Origin of the sequence: Nocardiopsis terrae, assembly GCF_014651695.1 — a bacterium.
Classification (GTDB): Bacteria; Actinomycetota; Actinomycetes; order Streptosporangiales; family Streptosporangiaceae; genus Nocardiopsis; species Nocardiopsis terrae.
This window is the reverse complement of the sequence record NZ_BMXJ01000008.1, coordinates 270,523-289,104: the sequence shown is the minus strand read 5'-3', so window position 1 is coordinate 289,104 and position 18,582 is coordinate 270,523. Positions and strand designations below refer to the sequence as shown.

Annotated in this window: 16 protein-coding genes and 1 tRNA gene; 8 read left to right on the top strand and 9 right to left on the bottom strand. The window is 70.2% G+C overall.

What is annotated here, in order from left to right:
- Positions 1 to 347 precede the first annotated feature (347 nt).
- The 5 genes from IE195_RS23135 to IE195_RS23115 all read right to left on the bottom strand — a co-directional run bounded on the left by IE195_RS23135 (position 348) and on the right by IE195_RS23115 (position 6,064).
- Positions 348 to 1,541, bottom strand: coding sequence for a C40 family peptidase (locus IE195_RS23135; protein ID WP_191275172.1), 1,194 nt, complete (start codon positions 1,539 to 1,541; stop codon positions 348 to 350).
- Between the two features lie 207 nt (positions 1,542 to 1,748).
- Positions 1,749 to 3,434 carry a bifunctional 3'-5' exonuclease/DNA polymerase gene (locus tag IE195_RS23130; RefSeq protein ID WP_191275170.1) on the bottom strand — a complete coding sequence of 562 codons (1,686 nt, stop codon included), beginning with the start codon at positions 3,432 to 3,434 and terminating at the stop codon, positions 1,749 to 1,751.
- A gap of 118 nt (positions 3,435 to 3,552) precedes the next feature.
- Entirely contained in the window at positions 3,553 to 4,473 is a 921-nt protein-coding gene (locus IE195_RS23125) for a 2-hydroxyacid dehydrogenase (protein WP_191275168.1), read from the bottom strand.
- Positions 4,474 to 4,567: 94 nt separating this feature from the next.
- On the bottom strand, positions 4,568 to 5,383 hold the full coding sequence (locus IE195_RS23120; protein WP_191275165.1) for a TrmH family RNA methyltransferase: 816 nt from the start codon (positions 5,381 to 5,383) through the stop codon (positions 4,568 to 4,570).
- A 96-nt stretch (positions 5,384 to 5,479) separates the two neighbouring features.
- Positions 5,480 to 6,064 (bottom strand): hypothetical protein, encoded by a 585-nt coding sequence (locus IE195_RS23115; RefSeq protein ID WP_191275163.1) that lies wholly within the window; start codon positions 6,062 to 6,064, stop codon positions 5,480 to 5,482.
- A gap of 434 nt (positions 6,065 to 6,498) precedes the next feature.
- On the opposite strand from IE195_RS23115, the gene IE195_RS23110 reads away from it, so the two are divergent.
- From IE195_RS23110 to IE195_RS23085, 6 genes are all read left to right on the top strand, one after another.
- A complete protein-coding gene (locus IE195_RS23110; RefSeq protein ID WP_191275161.1) occupies positions 6,499 to 8,232 on the top strand; it encodes a substrate-binding domain-containing protein in 1,734 nt (577 codons plus the stop codon).
- Between the two features lie 365 nt (positions 8,233 to 8,597).
- The gene (locus IE195_RS23105; RefSeq protein ID WP_191275158.1) at positions 8,598 to 10,361 is read left to right on the top strand and encodes a substrate-binding and VWA domain-containing protein; all 1,764 of its coding nucleotides are present in this window, start codon (positions 8,598 to 8,600) and stop codon (positions 10,359 to 10,361) included.
- 349 nt (positions 10,362 to 10,710) lie between these two features.
- Complete coding sequence (locus IE195_RS23100) at positions 10,711 to 11,361, top strand: hypothetical protein (protein WP_191275156.1); 651 nt, start codon at positions 10,711 to 10,713, stop codon at positions 11,359 to 11,361.
- A gap of 99 nt (positions 11,362 to 11,460) precedes the next feature.
- Positions 11,461 to 13,296: a DUF2510 domain-containing protein gene (locus IE195_RS26360; RefSeq protein ID WP_225942505.1), complete on the top strand. Its 1,836-nt coding sequence runs from the start codon at positions 11,461 to 11,463 to the stop codon at positions 13,294 to 13,296.
- Positions 13,297 to 13,391: 95 nt separating this feature from the next.
- Entirely contained in the window at positions 13,392 to 14,042 is a 651-nt protein-coding gene (gene orn, locus IE195_RS23090; RefSeq protein ID WP_191275154.1) for an oligoribonuclease, read from the top strand.
- Positions 14,043 to 14,109: 67 nt separating this feature from the next.
- Positions 14,110 to 14,185: transfer RNA gene (locus IE195_RS23085), tRNA-His, on the top strand.
- 66 nt (positions 14,186 to 14,251) lie between these two features.
- Here the strand turns inward: IE195_RS23085 and IE195_RS23080 are convergent.
- Together IE195_RS23080 and IE195_RS23075 are read right to left on the bottom strand one after the other, a co-directional pair.
- Complete coding sequence (locus tag IE195_RS23080) at positions 14,252 to 14,737, bottom strand: hypothetical protein (protein ID WP_191275252.1); 486 nt, start codon at positions 14,735 to 14,737, stop codon at positions 14,252 to 14,254.
- Positions 14,738 to 15,023: 286 nt separating this feature from the next.
- A complete protein-coding gene (locus tag IE195_RS23075) occupies positions 15,024 to 15,530 on the bottom strand; it encodes an ATP-binding protein (RefSeq protein WP_191275152.1) in 507 nt (168 codons plus the stop codon).
- 167 nt (positions 15,531 to 15,697) lie between these two features.
- On the opposite strand from IE195_RS23075, the gene IE195_RS23070 reads away from it, so the two are divergent.
- Together IE195_RS23070 and IE195_RS23065 are read left to right on the top strand one after the other, a co-directional pair.
- Entirely contained in the window at positions 15,698 to 16,525 is an 828-nt protein-coding gene (locus IE195_RS23070) for a helix-turn-helix domain-containing protein (RefSeq protein ID WP_191275150.1), read from the top strand.
- The gene (locus IE195_RS23065) at positions 16,518 to 16,694 is read left to right on the top strand and encodes a DUF397 domain-containing protein (protein ID WP_191275147.1); all 177 of its coding nucleotides are present in this window, start codon (positions 16,518 to 16,520) and stop codon (positions 16,692 to 16,694) included. The genes IE195_RS23070 and IE195_RS23065 overlap by 8 nt, the downstream gene beginning before the upstream one ends.
- Before the next feature lie 3 nt (positions 16,695 to 16,697).
- On the opposite strand, the gene IE195_RS23060 is transcribed toward IE195_RS23065, so the two are convergent.
- Positions 16,698 to 17,168 carry an NUDIX domain-containing protein gene (locus tag IE195_RS23060; RefSeq protein WP_191275145.1) on the bottom strand — a complete coding sequence of 157 codons (471 nt, stop codon included), beginning with the start codon at positions 17,166 to 17,168 and terminating at the stop codon, positions 16,698 to 16,700.
- A 24-nt stretch (positions 17,169 to 17,192) separates the two neighbouring features.
- Positions 17,193 to 18,422: a helix-turn-helix domain-containing protein gene (locus tag IE195_RS23055; RefSeq protein ID WP_191275143.1), complete on the bottom strand. Its 1,230-nt coding sequence runs from the start codon at positions 18,420 to 18,422 to the stop codon at positions 17,193 to 17,195.
- Positions 18,423 to 18,582: the final 160 nt, after the last annotated feature.

Sequence of the window (18,582 nt, the reverse complement as noted above, 5' to 3'; positions counted from 1 at the left end):
ACGGAAAGCGCATACAAGCCCCCTCCCGTTCGACAGGAGGGGGCTTTGTGGCGGGCTGTGGTTGCTTGCATGGCTTGGACGGACCTCTTGCCAAATCGGCCGGTCACTGCTTATGTAGACCTGTGCGACGGGACACGCGGCCCGAAGGCCGTGCACTGACCGTCACAACTCGATACCTCCGAAGGGTCGACCACCGCTGTCTCCCCCTCCCTCAGCGGCGGCCCTGTCCCCCCTCCTAACCGAGGCCTGCCTTCCCCTCCCGGCGGTTTTTCGGACAAGGAGAAAGAAGGGCCGTGGTTCCACCTCCCCGGTGGCGCCACGGCCCTTCTTCGTCCTCGGGTCCCGGGTCAGGTGTGCACGCGCACCGCACCCGCGTAGTTGGCGGTCCGCACCGGGGTGACGCGCACGTCCAGACCGGTCCGCGGCGCCTCCAGCATCTGGTCGTCGCCGAGGTAGATGGCCACGTGTGAGATGTAGTCGGGGGCGGTCGGGTCCGAACGCCAGAACAGCAGGTCGCCGCGCTGCAGTTCGTCCCACTCCACCCGTTCGCCCGCGTTCCACTGGTCGTGCGTGACGCGCGGGATGTCCACGCCCGCCTCGCGGAAGGCCCACTGGAGCAGGCCGGAGCAGTCGAAGCCGACGTCGGGGGTGGTGCCGCCCCACACGTAGGGCACACCCAACTGGGTCTCGGCGTTGGCGATGACCTGCTCGACCACCGGCGAGGACACGGTGTCCCCGTCGGTCATGGGTTCGGGGGCGTCGGCGACGAGCTGGAGCGAGGCGTCCTCCCCCAGCACCTCCCCGAGCTCCTCGTACAGCTCCATCAGGTCCGCGTCGGGCGCGGAGACGACGATCGCGTTGCCCTCGGGCATGCCCAGTTCCCGGGCGGTCCCACGGGAGACGAGGGCGTCGATCCCGGCGATGCCGGAGGTCGCGTGGGTCCACACCTCCAGGGGTACCTCGCCGCGGCCTCCCGCGACGGTGACGTCCTCGCCGATCTCCAGTTCGCGTTCGGTGCCCGCGTCCTTGGAGAGTGCGACGTGGCCCGCGGCGACGCCCTGCCAGATCTCGTCGGACTCGGCGGAGGGCTCGGGGGCGTGGTTCCGGAAGCTGGACGGGTTGACGCCGAGCACCGACGTCGGTTCCCCGTCGACCTCCACACGGGCGGCGTCGACGGTGAGGACCCGCTCGACCCCGTTGATCTCGCGGACCGCGTCGACGGCCTCCCGGGGCAGGGTCCGGGGGGCCACCGCGAAGTACTCGACGGAGCGCGCCTCGCGGAAGGGCGCGACGTAGGCGTCCCGTTCGAGTTTCGCGACGTCCGCGGTGTCGGGGGTTTCGGTGGCGGTGGTTTCGGTTTCGGGGCCCGTGGTCCGGGACGCGGAGCCGCTGGGTGCGGCGGCTCCGGGCGAGACCTGTTCGGCCAGGGGCGGGCGGTCCTCGACGACGGGGGCTGCTGTCGCGGGGGTGGCCCCGAAGGCCGTGAAGGCGACCGCGAAGGCGGCCGTGGTTCCCGCACATGTTCTGAGACGGTTCCGCACGGGGGTCGATCATCCTCTCTGTGGCCGCGACGGGCGGGGGAAGCGCTGCGGCGCACGGCCTTCGATGACATGGTCCGCGTTTAAGAATGGGCGTACGCGGAGGAGTTTGCAAGAAGCCCGGGCCGTCCGATATCCGAAGTCCACCGGGCAGCCACTCGTCCGTTTCCCCCGGACTCACGGTGCGTGATCGCGTTGCCGGTCCACGGGTCAGAGGTCGGCGTAACAGTCCGTCACCGACACCGCGAGGGGGAACCGCACCGGGGTGTCCCCGAAGAGGATCCTCCGGGTCCGGGTCTGCGCCCTGTCGATCGCCCGGACCGCCTCCTCGGCGAGGTCCGCGGGGACGTGCAGGACGACCTCGTCGTGCACGAAGAAGACGATCCCGCCGCCCTCCGGGGTCTCGGGGAGTTCCTGCCGGAGCGCGGCGAGCAGGACGAGTGCCCATTCTGCGGCGGTGGCCTGGACGACGAAGTTGCGGGTGAACCGGCCGTGCGCGCGGCGTCTGCGGTCCCCGTCCGCGGCCGCGACGGTGGCCGCCCAGTCCCCGGGAGCGGGCGAGGTGCGGCCCAGCCAGGACCGGACGATCCCGCCGCCCTCCCCGGTGCGGGCGGCGGCGTCCACGTACTCCAGGGCGTGGGGGTAGAGGCGGCGCATGGTCGCCAGGAGGGGCGCCGCGTCACCCGAGGTCTGGCCGTACATGGCGGCGAGCAGGCCGATCTTCGCGCGTTCGCGGTCGTCGCCCACGTGCGCGGCCAGCCGCGCGTACAGGTCCTCCTCCGCGGCGGCGGCCGCGAGGGCGCCGTCACCGGAGACGGCGGCCAGCACCCGTGGTTCGAGCTGGCCGGCGTCGGCCCGGACCAGGACCCAACCGGGGTCGGCGCGCACGGCGCTCCGTACCGACCTGGGAATCTGGAGGGCGCCGCCGCCCCTGGTGGCCCAGCGCCCGGAGACCACCCCGCCCACCACGTAGTCGGGTCGGAACCGCCCCAGCCTCGGCCCGTCCCCCGTTCCGCCGCCGGGCAGCTCCCGCACCCAGGTCTCCAGCCAGGCCCAGCCGTTGGCCGAGTACAGGCGGGCGAGTTCCTTGTAGCGGAGCAGCAGCGGCACCAACGGGTGGTCGACGCCCTCCAGTACCCAGGACCGGGTGGACGCCACGGGGTGGCCGACCCACGCCATCGCCCTGAGCACCTGGGCGGGGGAGTCCGGGTTGACCTCGTGGCCGACGACCTCGCTGATCTGCGCCGCGAGGTCGGCCAGGACCGGCGGTCTCTGGCCGGAGCGCGGGCGGGGCCCGAGGATCTCGGTGAGCACCCGGTCGTGGACCTCGGGACGCCAGGGCAGCCCGTCGTGGCTCATCTCCACGGCGGCCAGGGCCCCGGCCGACTCGACCGCCACGAGGAGCGCCATGCGGTCGGGCGAGGGGAGTCCGGAGATCCGTCCGCGCTGGTCGGCGTGGACTTCCACCAGTGCGTCGAGCCGATCGGTCCCCGGCGGCAGGGTGGATCGGTCGGCTTCGAAGAGCGCGGGCTGGGCGGCGGTGCCCTCTCCGAGCGGGCGCACGGGGTCGTCGGGGACCGGCAGGTCGTGCAGGCGGGCCCAGGCCGCCCCCAGCGAGTGGGGTTCGGTGTGCCGTGCCCGGTATCCCAGCAGGAGCGCCTCGGTGAGGGAGGCGTCGTGGCACCGCGATACACGCACTCCGGCCCGTACCAGGTCGGGGTAGAGGTCCTCGGTGTCCGCCCAGACCCAGCGCGGGGGTTGGCCACCGGAGTGTTCGGCTTCGCGTACCGCCGCCGCGAGGTCGCCCACCCGGCGCACCGGAGCGGGCGGGGTCCCGTCACCGAGCTCCCGCAGCCATCCTCCGCCGTCCCCGTCGGAGACCACCGCGATCCGCATGCCCCCAGTCTCCCCCCAGGCACCGACAGACGGGCGGCGCCGGGGTGCGCGTCGGGGCGGTCGGGTCCCGGGCCGACGCGTACGGACCGTGCCGGGGTCCGGGGTGCCGGGGTCCGCGCTACCTTCCGGGCCGGACGACGTTGGCGAGCGGCTCACCGGCGGCCCAGCGGGCGAGCTGGGCGTCCATGAAGGCTCGGGCGCGCGGGTAGAAGGCAGCGGAACCACCCGCCACGTGCGGGGTCAGGTACACGCCCGGCGCGTCCCACAGCGGGTGGTCGACGGGCAGCGGTTCGGGGTCGGTGACGTCCAGGGCGGCACGGACCCGGCCGTTCTGGGCGAGCAGGGCGCCGGTGTCCATGACCGGTCCCCGGCCGACGTTGACCACGAGGGCGTCGTCGCGCAGCAGCGCGAACTCGGGCGCGCCGAACAGGCCCCGCGTGTCCTCGGTGAGCGGCGTGACCAGCACGACGACGTCCGCGTCCGGCAGCAGTGCGGGCAACTCGCCGACGCCGTGCACCCCCTCTTCCGGGCGGGCCCGGCTCGCCACCCGGAGCACGTCGGTCTCGAAGGGCAGCAGGCGCCGCTCGATCGCCCGGCCGATGCTCCCGTAGCCGACGATCACCACCCGCGAGTCGGCCAGGGAGCGCTGCGGGACCGAACCCCAACGGTGCTCGCGCTGGTCGATCGCCCACCGGGGCAGGTCGCGCTGGGCGGCGAGGATGAGTGCGAGCGCGTGCTCGGCGGTGCTGGCGTCGTGCAGTCCCCGGCCGTTGCACAGGGTGACGTGGTCCGGGAGGAGCCCGAGGACCTGTTCGTACCCGGCCGAGACCAACTGGAGGACCCTCAGTTCCGGCATCCGGTCGATGATGTCGAGCCGTTCGTCCACGCCCTGGGTGGAGGGCGCGTAGGGCACCTGGTAGAAGGTGACGTCCTCCAGGCCCGCGCCGGGGGCCGGTCCTCCCGCGTAGAGGTCGACGTGGAGCGCTTCGGGGGCGTTGTCCCTGTTCTGCTCCCACTGCACCAGTGCTCGGCCGCCCATGTCGTACGTCCTCCCTCTGCTCTGCCTGCGTCAGGCGCCACACTACGGGCCCGGGCGGCCCGGGGCCCCGACGGCGACGCGCGGCGGGGTGTGTTCACCGGGTGCGTCCGAGTTCGTAGCAGGCCACGGCCGCGGCGGCGGTGACGTTGAGGGAGTCCACGTCGCGGTCGGCCATCGGGATGTGCACCCGGGAGGTGGCCCGCTCCAGCCAGCGGGAGGACAGGCCGTCGCCCTCGGTACCCAGCAGCAGGCCCACTCTGGCGTCGGCTCCGAGGCGGTCCATGGCCTCGCGCATCGGTAGCGAACCCTCGCCCGGGGTGAGCGCCATGAGGTCGAACCCGGCGTCGCGCAGCGTGTCCAGGCCGCCGTACCAGTCGTCGAGGCGGGTGTAGGGGAGGGTGAAGACAGCCCCCATCGACACCTTCACCGACCTGCGGTAGAGCGGGTCCGCGCAACGCGGGGCCAGGACCACGGCGTCCACGCCCAGCCCGGCGGCGCTGCGGAAGATCGCGCCGACGTTGGTGTGGTCGACCAGGTCCTCCAGCACGACGATGCTGCGGGCGCCGGCGAGGGTCTCGTCGAGTCCGGGGAGCGGCCTGCGGTGGTAGGCGGCTAGGGCGCCCCGGTGCAGGTCGAAACCGACCAGGCTCCGTGCGGTCTCCTCGCTCACCACGTACAGCGGCGCACCGGAGGCGGCGACCACGTCGTCCAGGGCCTCAGCGCGGCGTTCGGTGAGCAGGAAGCTGCGGGGGCTGAAGCCCGCGGTGGCCGCCCGGCGGATCACCTTGTCGCCCTCGGCCATGAACAGGCCGTGTTCGGCCTCCAGGTGGCGGCGCAGGTTGACGTCGCGGAGCCGGGTGTAGTCGGCCAGACGCGGGTCGGTGGGGTCACTGACCCTGATGGCATCCATGGTCAGCGATTATCCCGTGCCCGGTGTGGTGCAGGAACAGGGGTGGTGCCGGGACGGGTCGGGGACCCGCTCCGGGCCCTCTCGGGCGGGGCCGGTTCAGCCGAGCTGTTCGGTGACGGCGCGCAGGCGCTGCCAGCGGGCCTCCTCGCAGGAGCCCTTGCGGGAGAGCGTGGTATCGATCTCCTCGCCCTCCCAGGTGCCCTCGATCGCGGCCTCCTGGGGGCCGTACACCTTGTCGGTGCAGACCGTGCCCTCGCGGACCTCGGTGAACAGCAGGCTCCCGGGGGTGCCGGCCCCGTCCTCGCCGTCGCCGCTCCCGGCCTCGTCGGCGGTCGGGTCCTCGGCGAGCTCCTGCGCGGCCTCGGCCATCACCGCGCAGGGCTCGGGGTCCTCCGCGAGGTTCCCGGTGCAGTTCAGGGTCTGGACCCAGGCGCGGTCCCGGTCGCTGACGTGGATGCGCAGCTGGCCGACCGGGCCTGTGCCGTCGGCCTCCTCCGGCTGCTCGACGACGCTCCCGAGCACCTCCGGGCTGGCCGCGTTCGTGGTCTCGACGTCCGGCGGCGGCAGCATCGACGGCCCGACCAGCACGGCGTAGGCCGCAGCGCCGGCGCAGCAGGCTCCGGCGAGCAGCACGGTGCCGAGGCTGCCTCGGCTCCGTCGATCACTGTGCGAATGGGACATGCCATAACCCTCGGGGGTCGATTGCTCACAGGGGCCGTCCGCGGCGTGCGGCGCCCTTCTTCGTGGGGCGCCCGCCAAGCGGACGTCATGTATCGGTCAAGCGAATACCGGGGCAATGGTAGCCGGGAGTGAGTAGTGGTACTGGACGTGCACCGTAACAAAGAGATCACCGACCCCTTAGGCGAACCGCCTGTGAGCCGGAACACTCCGCCCCTTTCGCTCGCGCATTACCAGCGAGTAAGGTCCTGGTGAGGAATCGTTCGTGTGCTACGTCCGCTCGTTCGCATTCGCAGTGTGTGACGCCGTTGGCCGCACGATGGTTCACCGAACTTCCCACCGCGGGGCGCCCGGCGCAGCCCCCGCGCCGCCCCTGAAGACCGGCCCCCGGGAGGCTTCGCCCAGAGGCCGGAGACAGCCACACCCCCGGAGTGCCCGTGCCCAGTGGACGCCACCGCCTTTCCTCGCCGACCGCCGCCACCACCCGCAGGGTGGCGGGGTCGCCGCTGGGGATCACCGCGATCGTCGTCGCCCTGATCGCCCTCACAGCGATCGCCGTCCCGGTCACCATGAACGCCCTCGGCTGCGGCGACACCCGCTACCTGCGGGTGTCCGCCACCCAGAGCACGGCCACCGTCATGCGCGAGGCGGCGTCGGAGTTCAACTCCGCCGAGCACAGCTACGGCGGCGAGTGCGTGTACGCGCAGGTCGACGAGATCCCGCCGCACCGCATCCTGAACGCCCTGACCGGCAGCCGCCCCGGTGACTCCACCATCGCCCCGCACGTGTGGGTGCCGGAGTCCTCCGCCTGGGTCGAGCTGGCCCGGGTCTCCGACGGCGGCGCGCACGGCATCGAAACCGACCCGCCCTCCCTGGCCAGCTCCCCCGTCGTGCTCGCCGCTCCGCCGGACACCGAGGGGATGCCCGACCAGGACGACGCCAGCTGGAGCCTGCTGCTCCCCGGTGAACGCGACCCCGACCGCCCCGTGGTGATGGTCGACCCCAACCGGGGCGCCGACGGCATGACGGTCATGCACGCGATCCGCGAGCACCTGGGAACCGGGGACGAGGCGGACACCGCGATGACCGACTTCGTCCGCGACGTGCAGTTGGACAGCGCGTTCGGCGAGATCGACCTGACCAGCGTCTTCACCGGTTCGGCCGCCGCGAACCAACGGGTGGACCCGGTCATCGCCGTACCCGAGCAGGCGGTGGTGTCCTACAACGACCGCCGTGCGGACTCCGCGCCCCGGCTCCGGGCCCACTACGTCAGCGAGGGCACCGTCAACCTGGACTACCCGTACGTGACCACCACCGACGACTCCGTGCTCCGGTCGGCCGCCGCCGACCTGTACGAGGTCGTCCGGGGCGACACCTACCGGGAACGCATGCGCGAGCTGGGCTTCCGCGACCCGGACGGGGAGGCGTCGCCGGTGCTGGCCGGCCGGTCCGGGATCATCGCGGAACCGCCCGCCACACACGAGGACCTGACCGGCGACGCCCTGCTGGCGTCGGTCACCGACTGGAACCGGCTGTCCATGCCCAGCCGCACTCTGGTGCTGGCAGACGCCTCGGAGAACATGTCGGAGAGCCTCGACGGCGGGACCGAGCAGATCGAGGTCGCCAAGCAGGCGGCGCTCATGGGGTTGGCGATGTTCCCGGACGAGACCGACATGGGCCTGTGGCTGATGTCGGAGGAGCTCGGTGAGAACGGCCGCGAGGAGTCCGCCGACATGCACCCGCTCGGCGCGGCGGACGACGGTGACGTCACCCGGCGCCAGGAGATGATCGAGGTGGCCGAGGGGCTGGAGGTCGCGGGCGGGGGCTCACGCCTGTACGACAACGTCCTGGCCGCCTACGACCAGGTGCAGGACAACTTCCACGAGGACAAGATCAACAGCGTCATCCTGTTGACCGCCGGACAGGACGAGGGGTCCAGCGACATCTCCCACGAGGAGCTGATCGCGGCCCTGCAGGACCGCTTCGACCCGCGGCGGCCGGTCACGATGTTCGTCATCGGTTTCGGCGAGGGGGCCGACGAGCGCGAACTGGCGCAGATCGCGCGGGCCACCAGCGGTTCCTCCTTCGTGGCCGAGGACCCGGCGGAGATCGGGGACTTCTTCCTCAGCTCGATCTCGCGGCGCCTGTGCGTACCCAACTGCGACAACTGACCCGGCGGCCGACCCGATCCCCGAAGGGTCTCGATTCGATATCGGAATGGTTTTTCGGACCGACCGTTTCACCGGGATTCATTCCGAACCGGACAAGTCGGATTTCCCAGGGTGGACGGCACTCCGCGGATGATCCGGACACACCTGGCCCGATCGCCGCCGCACATCCCGGCACCCCGGGTCCCATTCACGAAGCTTGGGGTGTTGAGTACCGTTCCCACCAGTAACCCACCCGTGTTCGCCTCACTCCGGCACCGATCCGGAGGCCGAACCGGCGCGTACGGGACCACCCGTACCGCACACCCCTGTACCGACTCATCCCCCTGTACGACACCTCGTCCGTACACCACCCCGTGAGGAAAGCTGTGGGACGTCACCGCGGAAGATACGCAGAAGAACCCTCCGGCCGGAGCAGACGCCGCCGCGGCCGTGGCGGCGCCTTCGCCGCGCTGGCCGCCGCGATGGTGATCGTGGTCGGACTCGCCGTGGCGGGCGTGTACATGTTCGGACAGGGGGACGGCTGCGGCGGCTCCGACATCGAGCTGGACGTCGCGGTCAGCCCCGAGCTGGGCCCCGCGCTGGCCGACGTCGCCAGCGACTTCAACGCCGAGGAACACAAGGTCGACAACGACTGCGTGCGCGCCAACGTGCGCCAGGTCGACTCGGCCAACGTCGCCTACAAGATCACCGGGTCCGGTGCCACCATGGGCGACACCGAATCCGACGTGTGGATCCCGGACTCCTCCGTGTGGCCGCGGCTGGTCCAGAGCCAGTCCGGGGACGCCGTCATCACCGAGACCGGCACCTCCCTGGCCCGCAGCCCGCTGGTCCTGGCCGAACTGGCCGAGTTCGCCGAGGCCGACGACGGCGAGACCACCTGGATGGACGTGGTCCCCACCGCCGCCCCCGGCGAGGAGAGCGACCGCACCGTCCGCGTGGTCGACCCGGCCCGCAGCTCCAGCGGGCTCGGCACCCTCTACCTGCTGCACGGCGCGCTGGAGGAGGCAAGCCCCGACGCCGACACCTTCAACGCGCACATGACCGCCGCGCTGCAGTCCCTGCACCAGGGCGCCTCCGCCGACGAGGACGCCGCCTTCCTGGCACTGAGCGGCGGCGGTGCCGAGGCTCCGCCCGTGATGGTGATGTCGGAGCAGGCGGTGTGGCGCTACAACGCGGCCCACGCCGACGCCGAGGCCCAGCCCAGCTACCTCAGCGACGGCACCTACTTCCTCGACTACCCGTACATCGTGCGCAGCGAGGACAGCGACATCACCCGCGCCGCCGAGGTGTTCCGGACCGCGGTGCGCACCGACGAGGCCGTCCAGCGCTTCGTCGACGAGGGCTTCCGCGGCCCCGACGGCGAGGTCAACGGCTCCGTGCTGACCGAGGAGACCGGGTTCCGCACGGACGAACCCGCCGAGCTGCCCGCTCCCTCCGAGGGTTCGATCACCGAGCTGACCCGCTCCTGGAACCAGCTGAAGATGGACTCCCGGGTACTGACCATCGTCGACGTCTCCGGGTCGATGCTGGCCGAGGTGCCCGGCACCGGGCTGACCCGGATGCAGGTGGCCGGCGCCGCCTCCGCGGAGGGCCTCCAGATGTTCTCCGACAGCTCCGAGCTGGGCCTGTGGAAGTTCTCCACCAACGTCAACAACGACCTGCACTACCAGGAGATCGCCCCGATAAGGGAGCTGCAGGCCACCGACGACGCCGGGAACGCGCACCGCGACGTGATCGGCACCGCGCTGCAGGGCCTGGAGCCGCTCCCGCAGGGCGACACCGCGCTGTACGAGACCTACCTGGCCGCCTACCAGGAGATGTCGCGCACCTACCGGCCCGACCGCACCAACGTGGTCCTGATGCTCACCGACGGGGACAACGACAACCCCGGCGGGCTGGAGTTCGAGGATCTGATGTCCCAGATCGACTCCCTCGCCAGCCCGTCCCGTCCCATTCCGATCATCACGATCGCCTTCGGCCCCGACGTGCAGAACCTGGAGCCGCTCCAGGAGATCGCGGCGGCCACCGGGGGCGCGGCGTACATGACCGAGGACCCGACCGAGATCGGGGACATCTTCCTCCAGGCGTTCTCGCTGCGCATCGCCGACGACGGGACCGAGGAGGAGTAGGCACACGGCGGGCCCCGCACCGGGGTCCGCCCGCGCCGGGGTCCGGGCCCCGGCGGAGGCGGACCGACCGGGACGCGGCAGCGCGCCGCGTCCCGGTCGTCCTCGTTGCGGCCCGGGCGCTCCGCAGCGGTCCGGTGCGGTGCCCTCCTCGAAGCTTTCCGCTCGGCCCCCTCCGTCGAACGGGCGGGTCGGAACGGAAGGTGACATGAACCTATCCGCCGCCCGCGGGGCTATGGACTTCTCCACCGGGGTGGCGTACCACGGGAAGGACCTGGATCCGGGCCCCAGACGCCTTTCCCGCCCCGGATCCACAGGACCGAGACCCGGTGCGGCCGGATTGGGGAGTGCCATGGCGAAGGCGTGGATGCCCGGTGCCGAGAGGATCGAAGGAGGGGCCGTCCGAACAGCCACCGGGGGCGGCGCCCCGCGCGCCGTCTGGACGGTGACCGGGTCGGACCCGAACACGTGGTCGGCGCGGGAGGAGGCGCACCGGCTGGTCCACAAGGGGGAAAGCGTCCACCTGGTGTGGAACCCGCTGACCGGTGCCGTGGCGCAGACCCTGGCGGCCACCCGGCGGAGCGGACTCGCCCTGGGCAGCACCTCCCGGCACGGCCTGTGCCTGGAGCACGGTGACGAGGGCCGGGTCTGCCTGGTGGTCGCCGTGGTCGCCACCGAGGAGGAACCGTTCACCGGCGGCCCCCTCGTCGGGCTGGCCCCGATCGTGGACTGGCTGGAGTCGTGGGGTGTGTCCAGGAACTGGCCGGCCGGACCGCCCGGTGTTCGGGACGAGCGTTCCCCCTCCCCGGAGGAAACGGTCAGGGTGTGGTCCCGGGGCGGCCACTTCGGCCACGGCCAGGTTCCGGGTTCCCTGTCGACCGCGCCCGGCCGGGTGGCACCGGAGCGGGTGCTGGCCGCCGGTCTGCACGGGACGGTTCCGGCCGCGAGACCCCCTCAGTTATCACGGAAACACCCCGGTCACCAACCCTCCGTAACCACATAAGCACCCAAGCAGAGGGAGAAAAGCACCAAAACCCCACCATCACGAAGAATCGGATACCACTGGTTAAGTACAGCTCCAAAACCCCTTAGTCTGTCGCCCATGGGTGGATCTATCGAGCCGGGTTGGTACGCCGACCCGCAGGGCGACGCGCAGACGCTCAGATGGTGGAACGGTGACGAGTGGACGAGGCATACCCGTTCGCTGAGCGAACTCCAGGGCGGCGCCGACGGCTCCGACGAGGAAGCCGCCACCACCGACCTGGGCGACCAGAACAGGGACGGCTCCCCGCCTCCCGACGATGACGAGGAAGAGACGGTCCGCCTGGGCTCCTCCTCGCCGTCAGCACCCATCGACGACGAACCCAGCACCATGCGGATCAGCCCCTCCGGGGAGCAGACCTCCGCCCCCTCGCAGCCCTCGTCCTCCACCCCCACCCCCGGCGACGACGAGCCCAGCACCATGCGGATCGACCCGTCCTGGGCCCGGCAGGCCTCGGAGCCGGACAACGCGGCCGGTCCCCCCGCGGCACCGGTCGACGACGGGCCCAGCACCATGCGGATCAGCCCGTCCTGGCGCCAGGACCCGGGCGACGAGGAGCCGACCGCCGACCTCAGCGACGACGAGGAGACCGCGGACCTGGGCGGCGGCCCCGGCGCCACGATGCGGGTCAGCCCCTCCGACCTGCCCGGTGCGGGCGACGACACGCCCGATACCGACGACGAGGTCCCCACGGCCAACCTGGCCGACGAGGGCATCGGCGACACACCCCGCACCGCCGTCTTCGATCCCGGCAGCATCGGTGACACCCCGCGTACCGCCGTGTTCAACCCCGGCGACGACCAGCCCGGCGGGCCCGGCGGCACCGCCGTCTTCGACCCCAACGACCCGGCGTTCTCGGGCGGTGCGGGCGAGGACGACGGCAAGGGCGGCAAGTTCAACAAGTTCCTCGGCAACCTCAAAGAGGGTTGGTCGGACCTGTCCGAGGAGCGCAAGGAACAGCGCCGTCAGGCCGAGGCGGAGGCCGCCCAGAAGCGCGAGGAGGAGCAGGGCCGCCGGGAGGCCGAGGCCAAGCAGCAGGCTGAAGAGGCCCAGCGGCGAGCCGAGGAGGAGCGCAAGCGGGCTGAGGAGGCCCAGCAGAACGCCCCCGCCGCCCCCGAGCAGCCCCAGGCCGACACCCCGCAGTCCGCGGGTGTCCCGCCCGCCGGGTGGACCCCGCAGAACCCGGGCCAGCCCCAGCCCCCGTCCGGCCCGAACCAGCCCCCGTCGGGTGCCAACCAGGCTCCGTCGGGCGCACAGCCCGGCCACGGCCCCGCCGTACCCCCGGGCGGCCCGGCCCAGGGAGGTTTCCCGGGCCAGCAGCCGCCGTCCGGAGCACAGCACCCGCCGTCGGGACCGAACCAGCCGCCCTCCGGTGCCCAGTACGGCTACCAGCAGGGTTACCCGCCGCCCGGACAGCCGCACCAGCAGTTCGGACCGCCGCCCGGCGGCTTCCCGCCGCAGCAGCAGATGGGCCACCGGCCCCCGATGCCCCCGCAGGGTCCGCCGCCCGGTCAGTGGGGCCCGCCCGGCGGTCCCGGACCGCGTCCCGGCCAGCCGCACATGGGCGGCCCTCCCGGAGGTCCTCCGCCCGGCGGCCCCGGCCGTCCGCCGCAGGGCCCCATGGGCGGCCCTCCCGGCGGACCGCACCCCGGCGCCCCCCAGTGGGGCCCGCACGGCGGTCCCGGGCAGAACCCGTACGGGCCGCCGCCCCAGCAGCCGCCCAAACCGCCCAAGAAGAAGCGCGGTTGCGGCTGCGGCTGCTTCTTCCTGGTGCTGATCATTCTGGTTCTGCTGGCGCTGGCCTACCTCCAGTTCTGGGACGTGTGGGACTGGATGTACGACATCTTCGACGTCGGTGAGCCGCAGGGCGTGTCAGACCCCTACGTCTGGGACTGACCCGGTAGCGAGCAACGATGAGGGGCGGCGGGCCGAGGGCCCGCCGCCCCCTTCGCGTCTCCGGGCCGGTCCGCCCAGCCTCTAAGCTGACCGGTATGAATGACAGTTTGGTGTGGATCGACTGCGAGATGACAGGCCTCGACTTCGAGAACGACGCACTTATCGAGGTGGCCTGTCTGATCACCGACGGGGACCTGAACATCCTCGACGAGGGTGTGGACGTCGTGATCAAGCCGCCGCAGGAGGCCCTGGACCGGATGGGCGACTTCGTCCGGGACATGCACACCACCTCGGGGCTCCTGGAGGAGCTGGACAAGGGCGTGACCCTGGAGGAGGCCGAGGACCGCGTCCTCGAACACATCCGCCAGTACGTGACCGAACCGCGCAAGGCGCCCCTGTGCGGCAACTCCATCGCCACGGACCGCACCTTCCTGGCACGCGACATGCGCCGGATCGACGATTTCCTGCACTACCGGATGGTGGACGTCTCCTCGATCAAGGAGCTCCTGCGCCGCTGGCACCCGCGTGTCTACTACGCCAGCCCGGAGAAGAAGGGCGGTCACCGCGCCCTCGCCGACATCACCGAGAGCATCCGTGAGCTGCGGTACTTCCGCGCCGCGGCGTTCGTCCCCGAACCCGGACCGAGCTCGGCCACGGCCCGCGCCATCGCCGCCGAGGTGGTCGACGGGGGCACCGGTCTGACCGCACGTGACGCGGCTCTCGCCAAGACAGACCCGGAAAACTGATCGAAGCACTCCTCGGAGTCCGCTAAGCTTTCATACGTACGCAGGGCCGAGAGGCCAGGCGGACGTGGTGGGTGTAGCTCAGCCGGTAGAGCACTTGGTTGTGGTCCAAGAAGTCGCGGGTTCAAGTCCCGTCACTCACCCCAGAGCCGGAAGGCCCCGATCCAGCGGATCGGGGCCTTCCGCGTGTTCGGACCCGTCGGGTCCAAGGATCAAGTGGTCGGCAGGCTCAGCCAGGTGCGCACCGCAGCGGCCAGGTCATCGAACTCCCCCGGTGCTTCCGCAACCGTGGTGTGTGCACTGACGGCGTCAACCCGCTCCGGACCGTGGAACAGGTACGGGCGCACCCCGCGCACGCCATCGTTGTCCACGCACCACCCCTGCTGCTCCGAGGGGTGCGGCCGTCGGGGTCGCGGAACCGGCACCGGCCCGGGACCAGGCTTGGGCTCGTTTCCAACGGCCCCGAGAACGTCCGGCCTCCTACACCGCGCCTCGTGCGAGGAGCCGGGGATGGCCCTGGGGGTCGCGCGGCGCTCCAGCACCAACCAGCCTTCGTCCCTGGGACGGTCGATGTTACGGCGCGGTGCGACTTCGAGCGGGCTGCACAGCACAGCGGCCAGGACCGCGCCGAACAGCCACCGCACGCGCTGTCCCCAGCCCCGCACGGGTTTGCGGTGCCTGCCAGTAGGCTTCTCCACGGATCTCCTCCTGCTCATTCAGGTGGGGATTTCAGCCCCGGCCCGGTGTTTGCCGCACCGTGTCGGGGCGCCTCCACTTCTGGGTCCTGCTTCATTGCTCGGCAGGGGCGGGTGTCTCTGGCCCTGAGGTTGCACACCGCCCGAGACTGCGCTTCCCGCCCGCACCACGCAGGGCATACGGCCCTGGATCCCCGCTGGACACGCCGTTCCCGCGAGGGGTGGTCGATGTTCGCTTGGGTGAGCAAGGTGCTTCAACCCCTGTCGGCCACAACCCGATCGCGGGTTTTCAGGCGGCCATCCGGGTTCGCCCGGATCGGTCGAAAGCAGCACGAACCATCAACCCGCCGTCGGGCTCGCGGGTGAAGTCCCAGTACAGGGCCATCGCGTCCACCAGGGCCAGGCCGTACCCGCCCTCGACGAGCAACCCATCAGCCCCGCACTCCCCCGGCACCGGGCAGACCTCAGGCACGGTCGCCTCCGCGCCGGGGCGAGGTCCGCCGTCAGTCACTCGGAGCAGGAACAGGCGTCGGCGTCGCTCGATCTCGATACGCACCCGCCCACCGGGCAGCCCCGAAGCGGTGTGCTTCAACGCGTTGGTGTGCAGTTCCGAGAGCGAGACCAGTAGCGGGTCCGCGCAGGCGGGGGTGGTGCGGGACACGTGGGTGGCCCAGCTACGGGCAGCCTTGAGATGCCAGAGCTGATGCCCGCACTCCAGAGAACCCCGGGCCGGATCCGTGCAGCGAATCCGCCGGGGCAGGTCGAGGGGCGGCCGAGTGGCAGTCATGGAATCCACCGGTTCCTTTCATCGTCGCGCTGATGGCTGCGGGCCCGCGACAGAAAGGATGTGGCCTGGGGCGATGGCGTGTGAAGGCTGCTCGGAGAGCTCACGAATCTTCCAAGGACGTCTGGAATTCTCTGGAACCCCCCACGGGCCGTCGCCCGCTGTGTTCCTATGGCTACATGCACACAGACGAACGGGATCTGAAGGCATTCGGGCGGGAACTGCGCAGGTTGCGCGTGGAAGCAGAGCTGACCCAGCAGGCCCTGGCACGAAGGATCAGCCAGCGCGGCACGACCATCAGCGATTCACACCTGTCCGACGTCGAGAACGGCCGAGCCATGGCGCGGCCCTGGTTGAGGAAGTTCCTGGACGAGGTCTTGGAGAGCGATGGGAGGCTGGACAAGCTCTGGGAGGAGCTCACGGGCTCCGGTCGCCAGGTGTGGCTGCACGAGGTCACCAAACGAACCCACGCTGCCGACGCCCTGTTCGAGTACCAGCCTCTGGTGTTCCCTGGTTATCTCCAAACGCAGGAGTACTCGTACGCACTCATCCGATATGGGGCACCGTGGCTTTCCCAGGAGCAGGTCCTTGCCCTCGCCAAGGAGAGGAACGACCGGGCGAAGCGCATGGCAGAGGCTACGGCTCCGGTGATCTGGCTGATCATCGACCAAAGCGTGCTCTGGCGACGCTACGGCTCCCCGCAGGTACAAAAAGAGCAGTTGGCGTATGTAGCCCATCAGATCGAGCGTGAACGGGTCACCGTGCAGATGCTTCCGATCCGGGCACAACGGCACGCGGGGACGTCGGGGCCGAGGCGGATCATCACCACGGCGGACGAACCCGAGGTGGTGTACATGGAATCCGCTGAGGAGGGTCGCATCATCTCCGGCTCAGCGGACATCAACCGGAGCCGTATGGTGTTCACTGCTCTACAGGGAGCCGCCAGGGACCCACAGGAAACACTGCAGGCCATCTACGACGAGATGAAGGCGATTGACAATGAGTGACTGGCACAAGAGCAGCTACAGCGGTGGAACCAACGAGTGCGTCGAAGCCCGGGAGCACGAGACCGGAGCCGACGTGCGCGACACCCAGAACAGAGAGTTGGGCTACCTCTCCTTCACCCGCGCGGAGTGGAACGCCTTCGTCGAGACCACTCTCCACAGCCACCGGTAATCCTTACGCGACGACCTCGCCGCTCTCCAGATAGAGCGTGGTCCCCTCACGACGTGCACGGTCCCCTTGAGCGATCCTTCGAGCAAGCCGGGGAATCGTCACCGTCTCTGCTGAGGACACACCGTGAAACTCATACCCGGCCAGTTCGGCCGGGTCGAGAACAACCTGGTCCAGCCACTGCCGGCCGAGCACCCCTCCATCGAAGACAAACAGCTGTTTGTCTCCTTCAGAGGGGTTGGGCGCCCAGTCCACGACCAGAAGTCGACCGATCGGCGGGGTGATCCCCAGTTCTTCCTTCACCTCACGCGCCGCGGCTTGGGTCGGTGTCTCCCCGTGCTCGATATAGCCGCCGGGGATGTCCAGGTAGTCCTTGTAAGTGGGGACCACCATCATCACTTGTCCCTGTTCATCGAAGAACAAGGCACCAGCAGCGACTCGGGGGCGGGCGAAGGATTCCGTGGGATCTGAGGCCATGCTCCGACACTAACGGCCTCGGAATCAGAAAATCCCCACTCGCTGCGCCAAATCCGCCAGTCTCCGGTCCCGCCTACCAGACTTGGTCCGCATCATGCGTCCCACGATCTGATGGCTCATCACGTGCTGGTGGACTTGGGAGGCGGCCAACCTTTCCGCCTCCAGCATGTGCTCGACGGCTGACGGAATCTCGTTGACGTCAGTGAACGCCCCTGCCATGTCGAAGAGGTGACGTACCCGCCTCTCCCGTGGCAATGCCACGGTATTGACACCGACCCCCAGCTCGAGGGCAGCACGAGGATCTCCCAGGCTGGCAGCAACGGTCACTCTGTGCAGGGCCACGTTGGTCGGACCGAACGCCGTCCACAGGTGGTTCGCGTCTCGCCCTAGCTGAAAGGCAATGCGCTCGGCCTCGTCCAGATATTCGGCTGCACTGGCGCGATCCCCGTTGCGTGCCGCCGCCACGGCTCCCGGCAACAACAGGGTGCCGTAGACGGACAACAGGCGCGCGGTACTGAGACGACCACCCTGTTGTCGCCGCAGGTAAGAGGCGGCTTCCCCTGTCAGCGCGACGGCCGTCTCGTGTTGACCTCGTGAGTGGAGGGAGTGCACCCCCGAACGCATCAGGGAACCCTGCAGAGCCAAGTCGTCGCAGTCGAAGGCTGCCTTCATCCCTCTGTCTGTCGCGATCCAAGCCAGGTCAGGTTCTCCAACCTTGGTGAGGATCATCGCGCACGCTTGGCATGCCACCGCGAGTAGAGCTCCGGCGCGCCGTCTCTGTCCTCCCTCGTAGGCACGTACCGCAGTCTGGGCCTGGGAGAGAAGGTCGGGAAGCCTACGCAGCACGCGGTCGTAGTCGGATGCCTGGTAGGCATTCATAACAGTTTCCACTTGGTTGCGAAGGAAGCGTAGATCTGGCTGCCCTTCCTTGTTCGCCGCGAATGGAAACCCCGGCATGAGCTGCCGGTAGTCCATCAGTGTCGATCGAATATTCGCGACATGTGCATGCTGATTTTCATGATGGCCCTGGTTCGGATGTTCTCCGACCAGCACGGAAACCGGGACATCGAGAGCATCAGCCAGTGACCGGATCACCGAAAGCCGATCCAAAGGTGCACGGTCGTTCTCGACCTTGCCCAACCAGTCGGCCGTTCGCCCGACCAAGCCGGCTAGCACCTCCTGTGAGAGGCCACGCCGAAGCCGGTGCCAGGCGACCCGCTGACCAGGGCTGAGCTGAGGGGAACACGGAGGCATGGGGACTCTTCCTGGACACCCCGGATTTTTTCTCCGGGTCATGAGGAGGATCTGACCTTAACTTCCTAAGACCAGCCTTCCCGCGAGAAAGGTCGAGGCAACTCCATTTCCGGCCTTCCTTGAGCTTGTTCACGATCATGATCAAAAAGGAGCCAGCCCA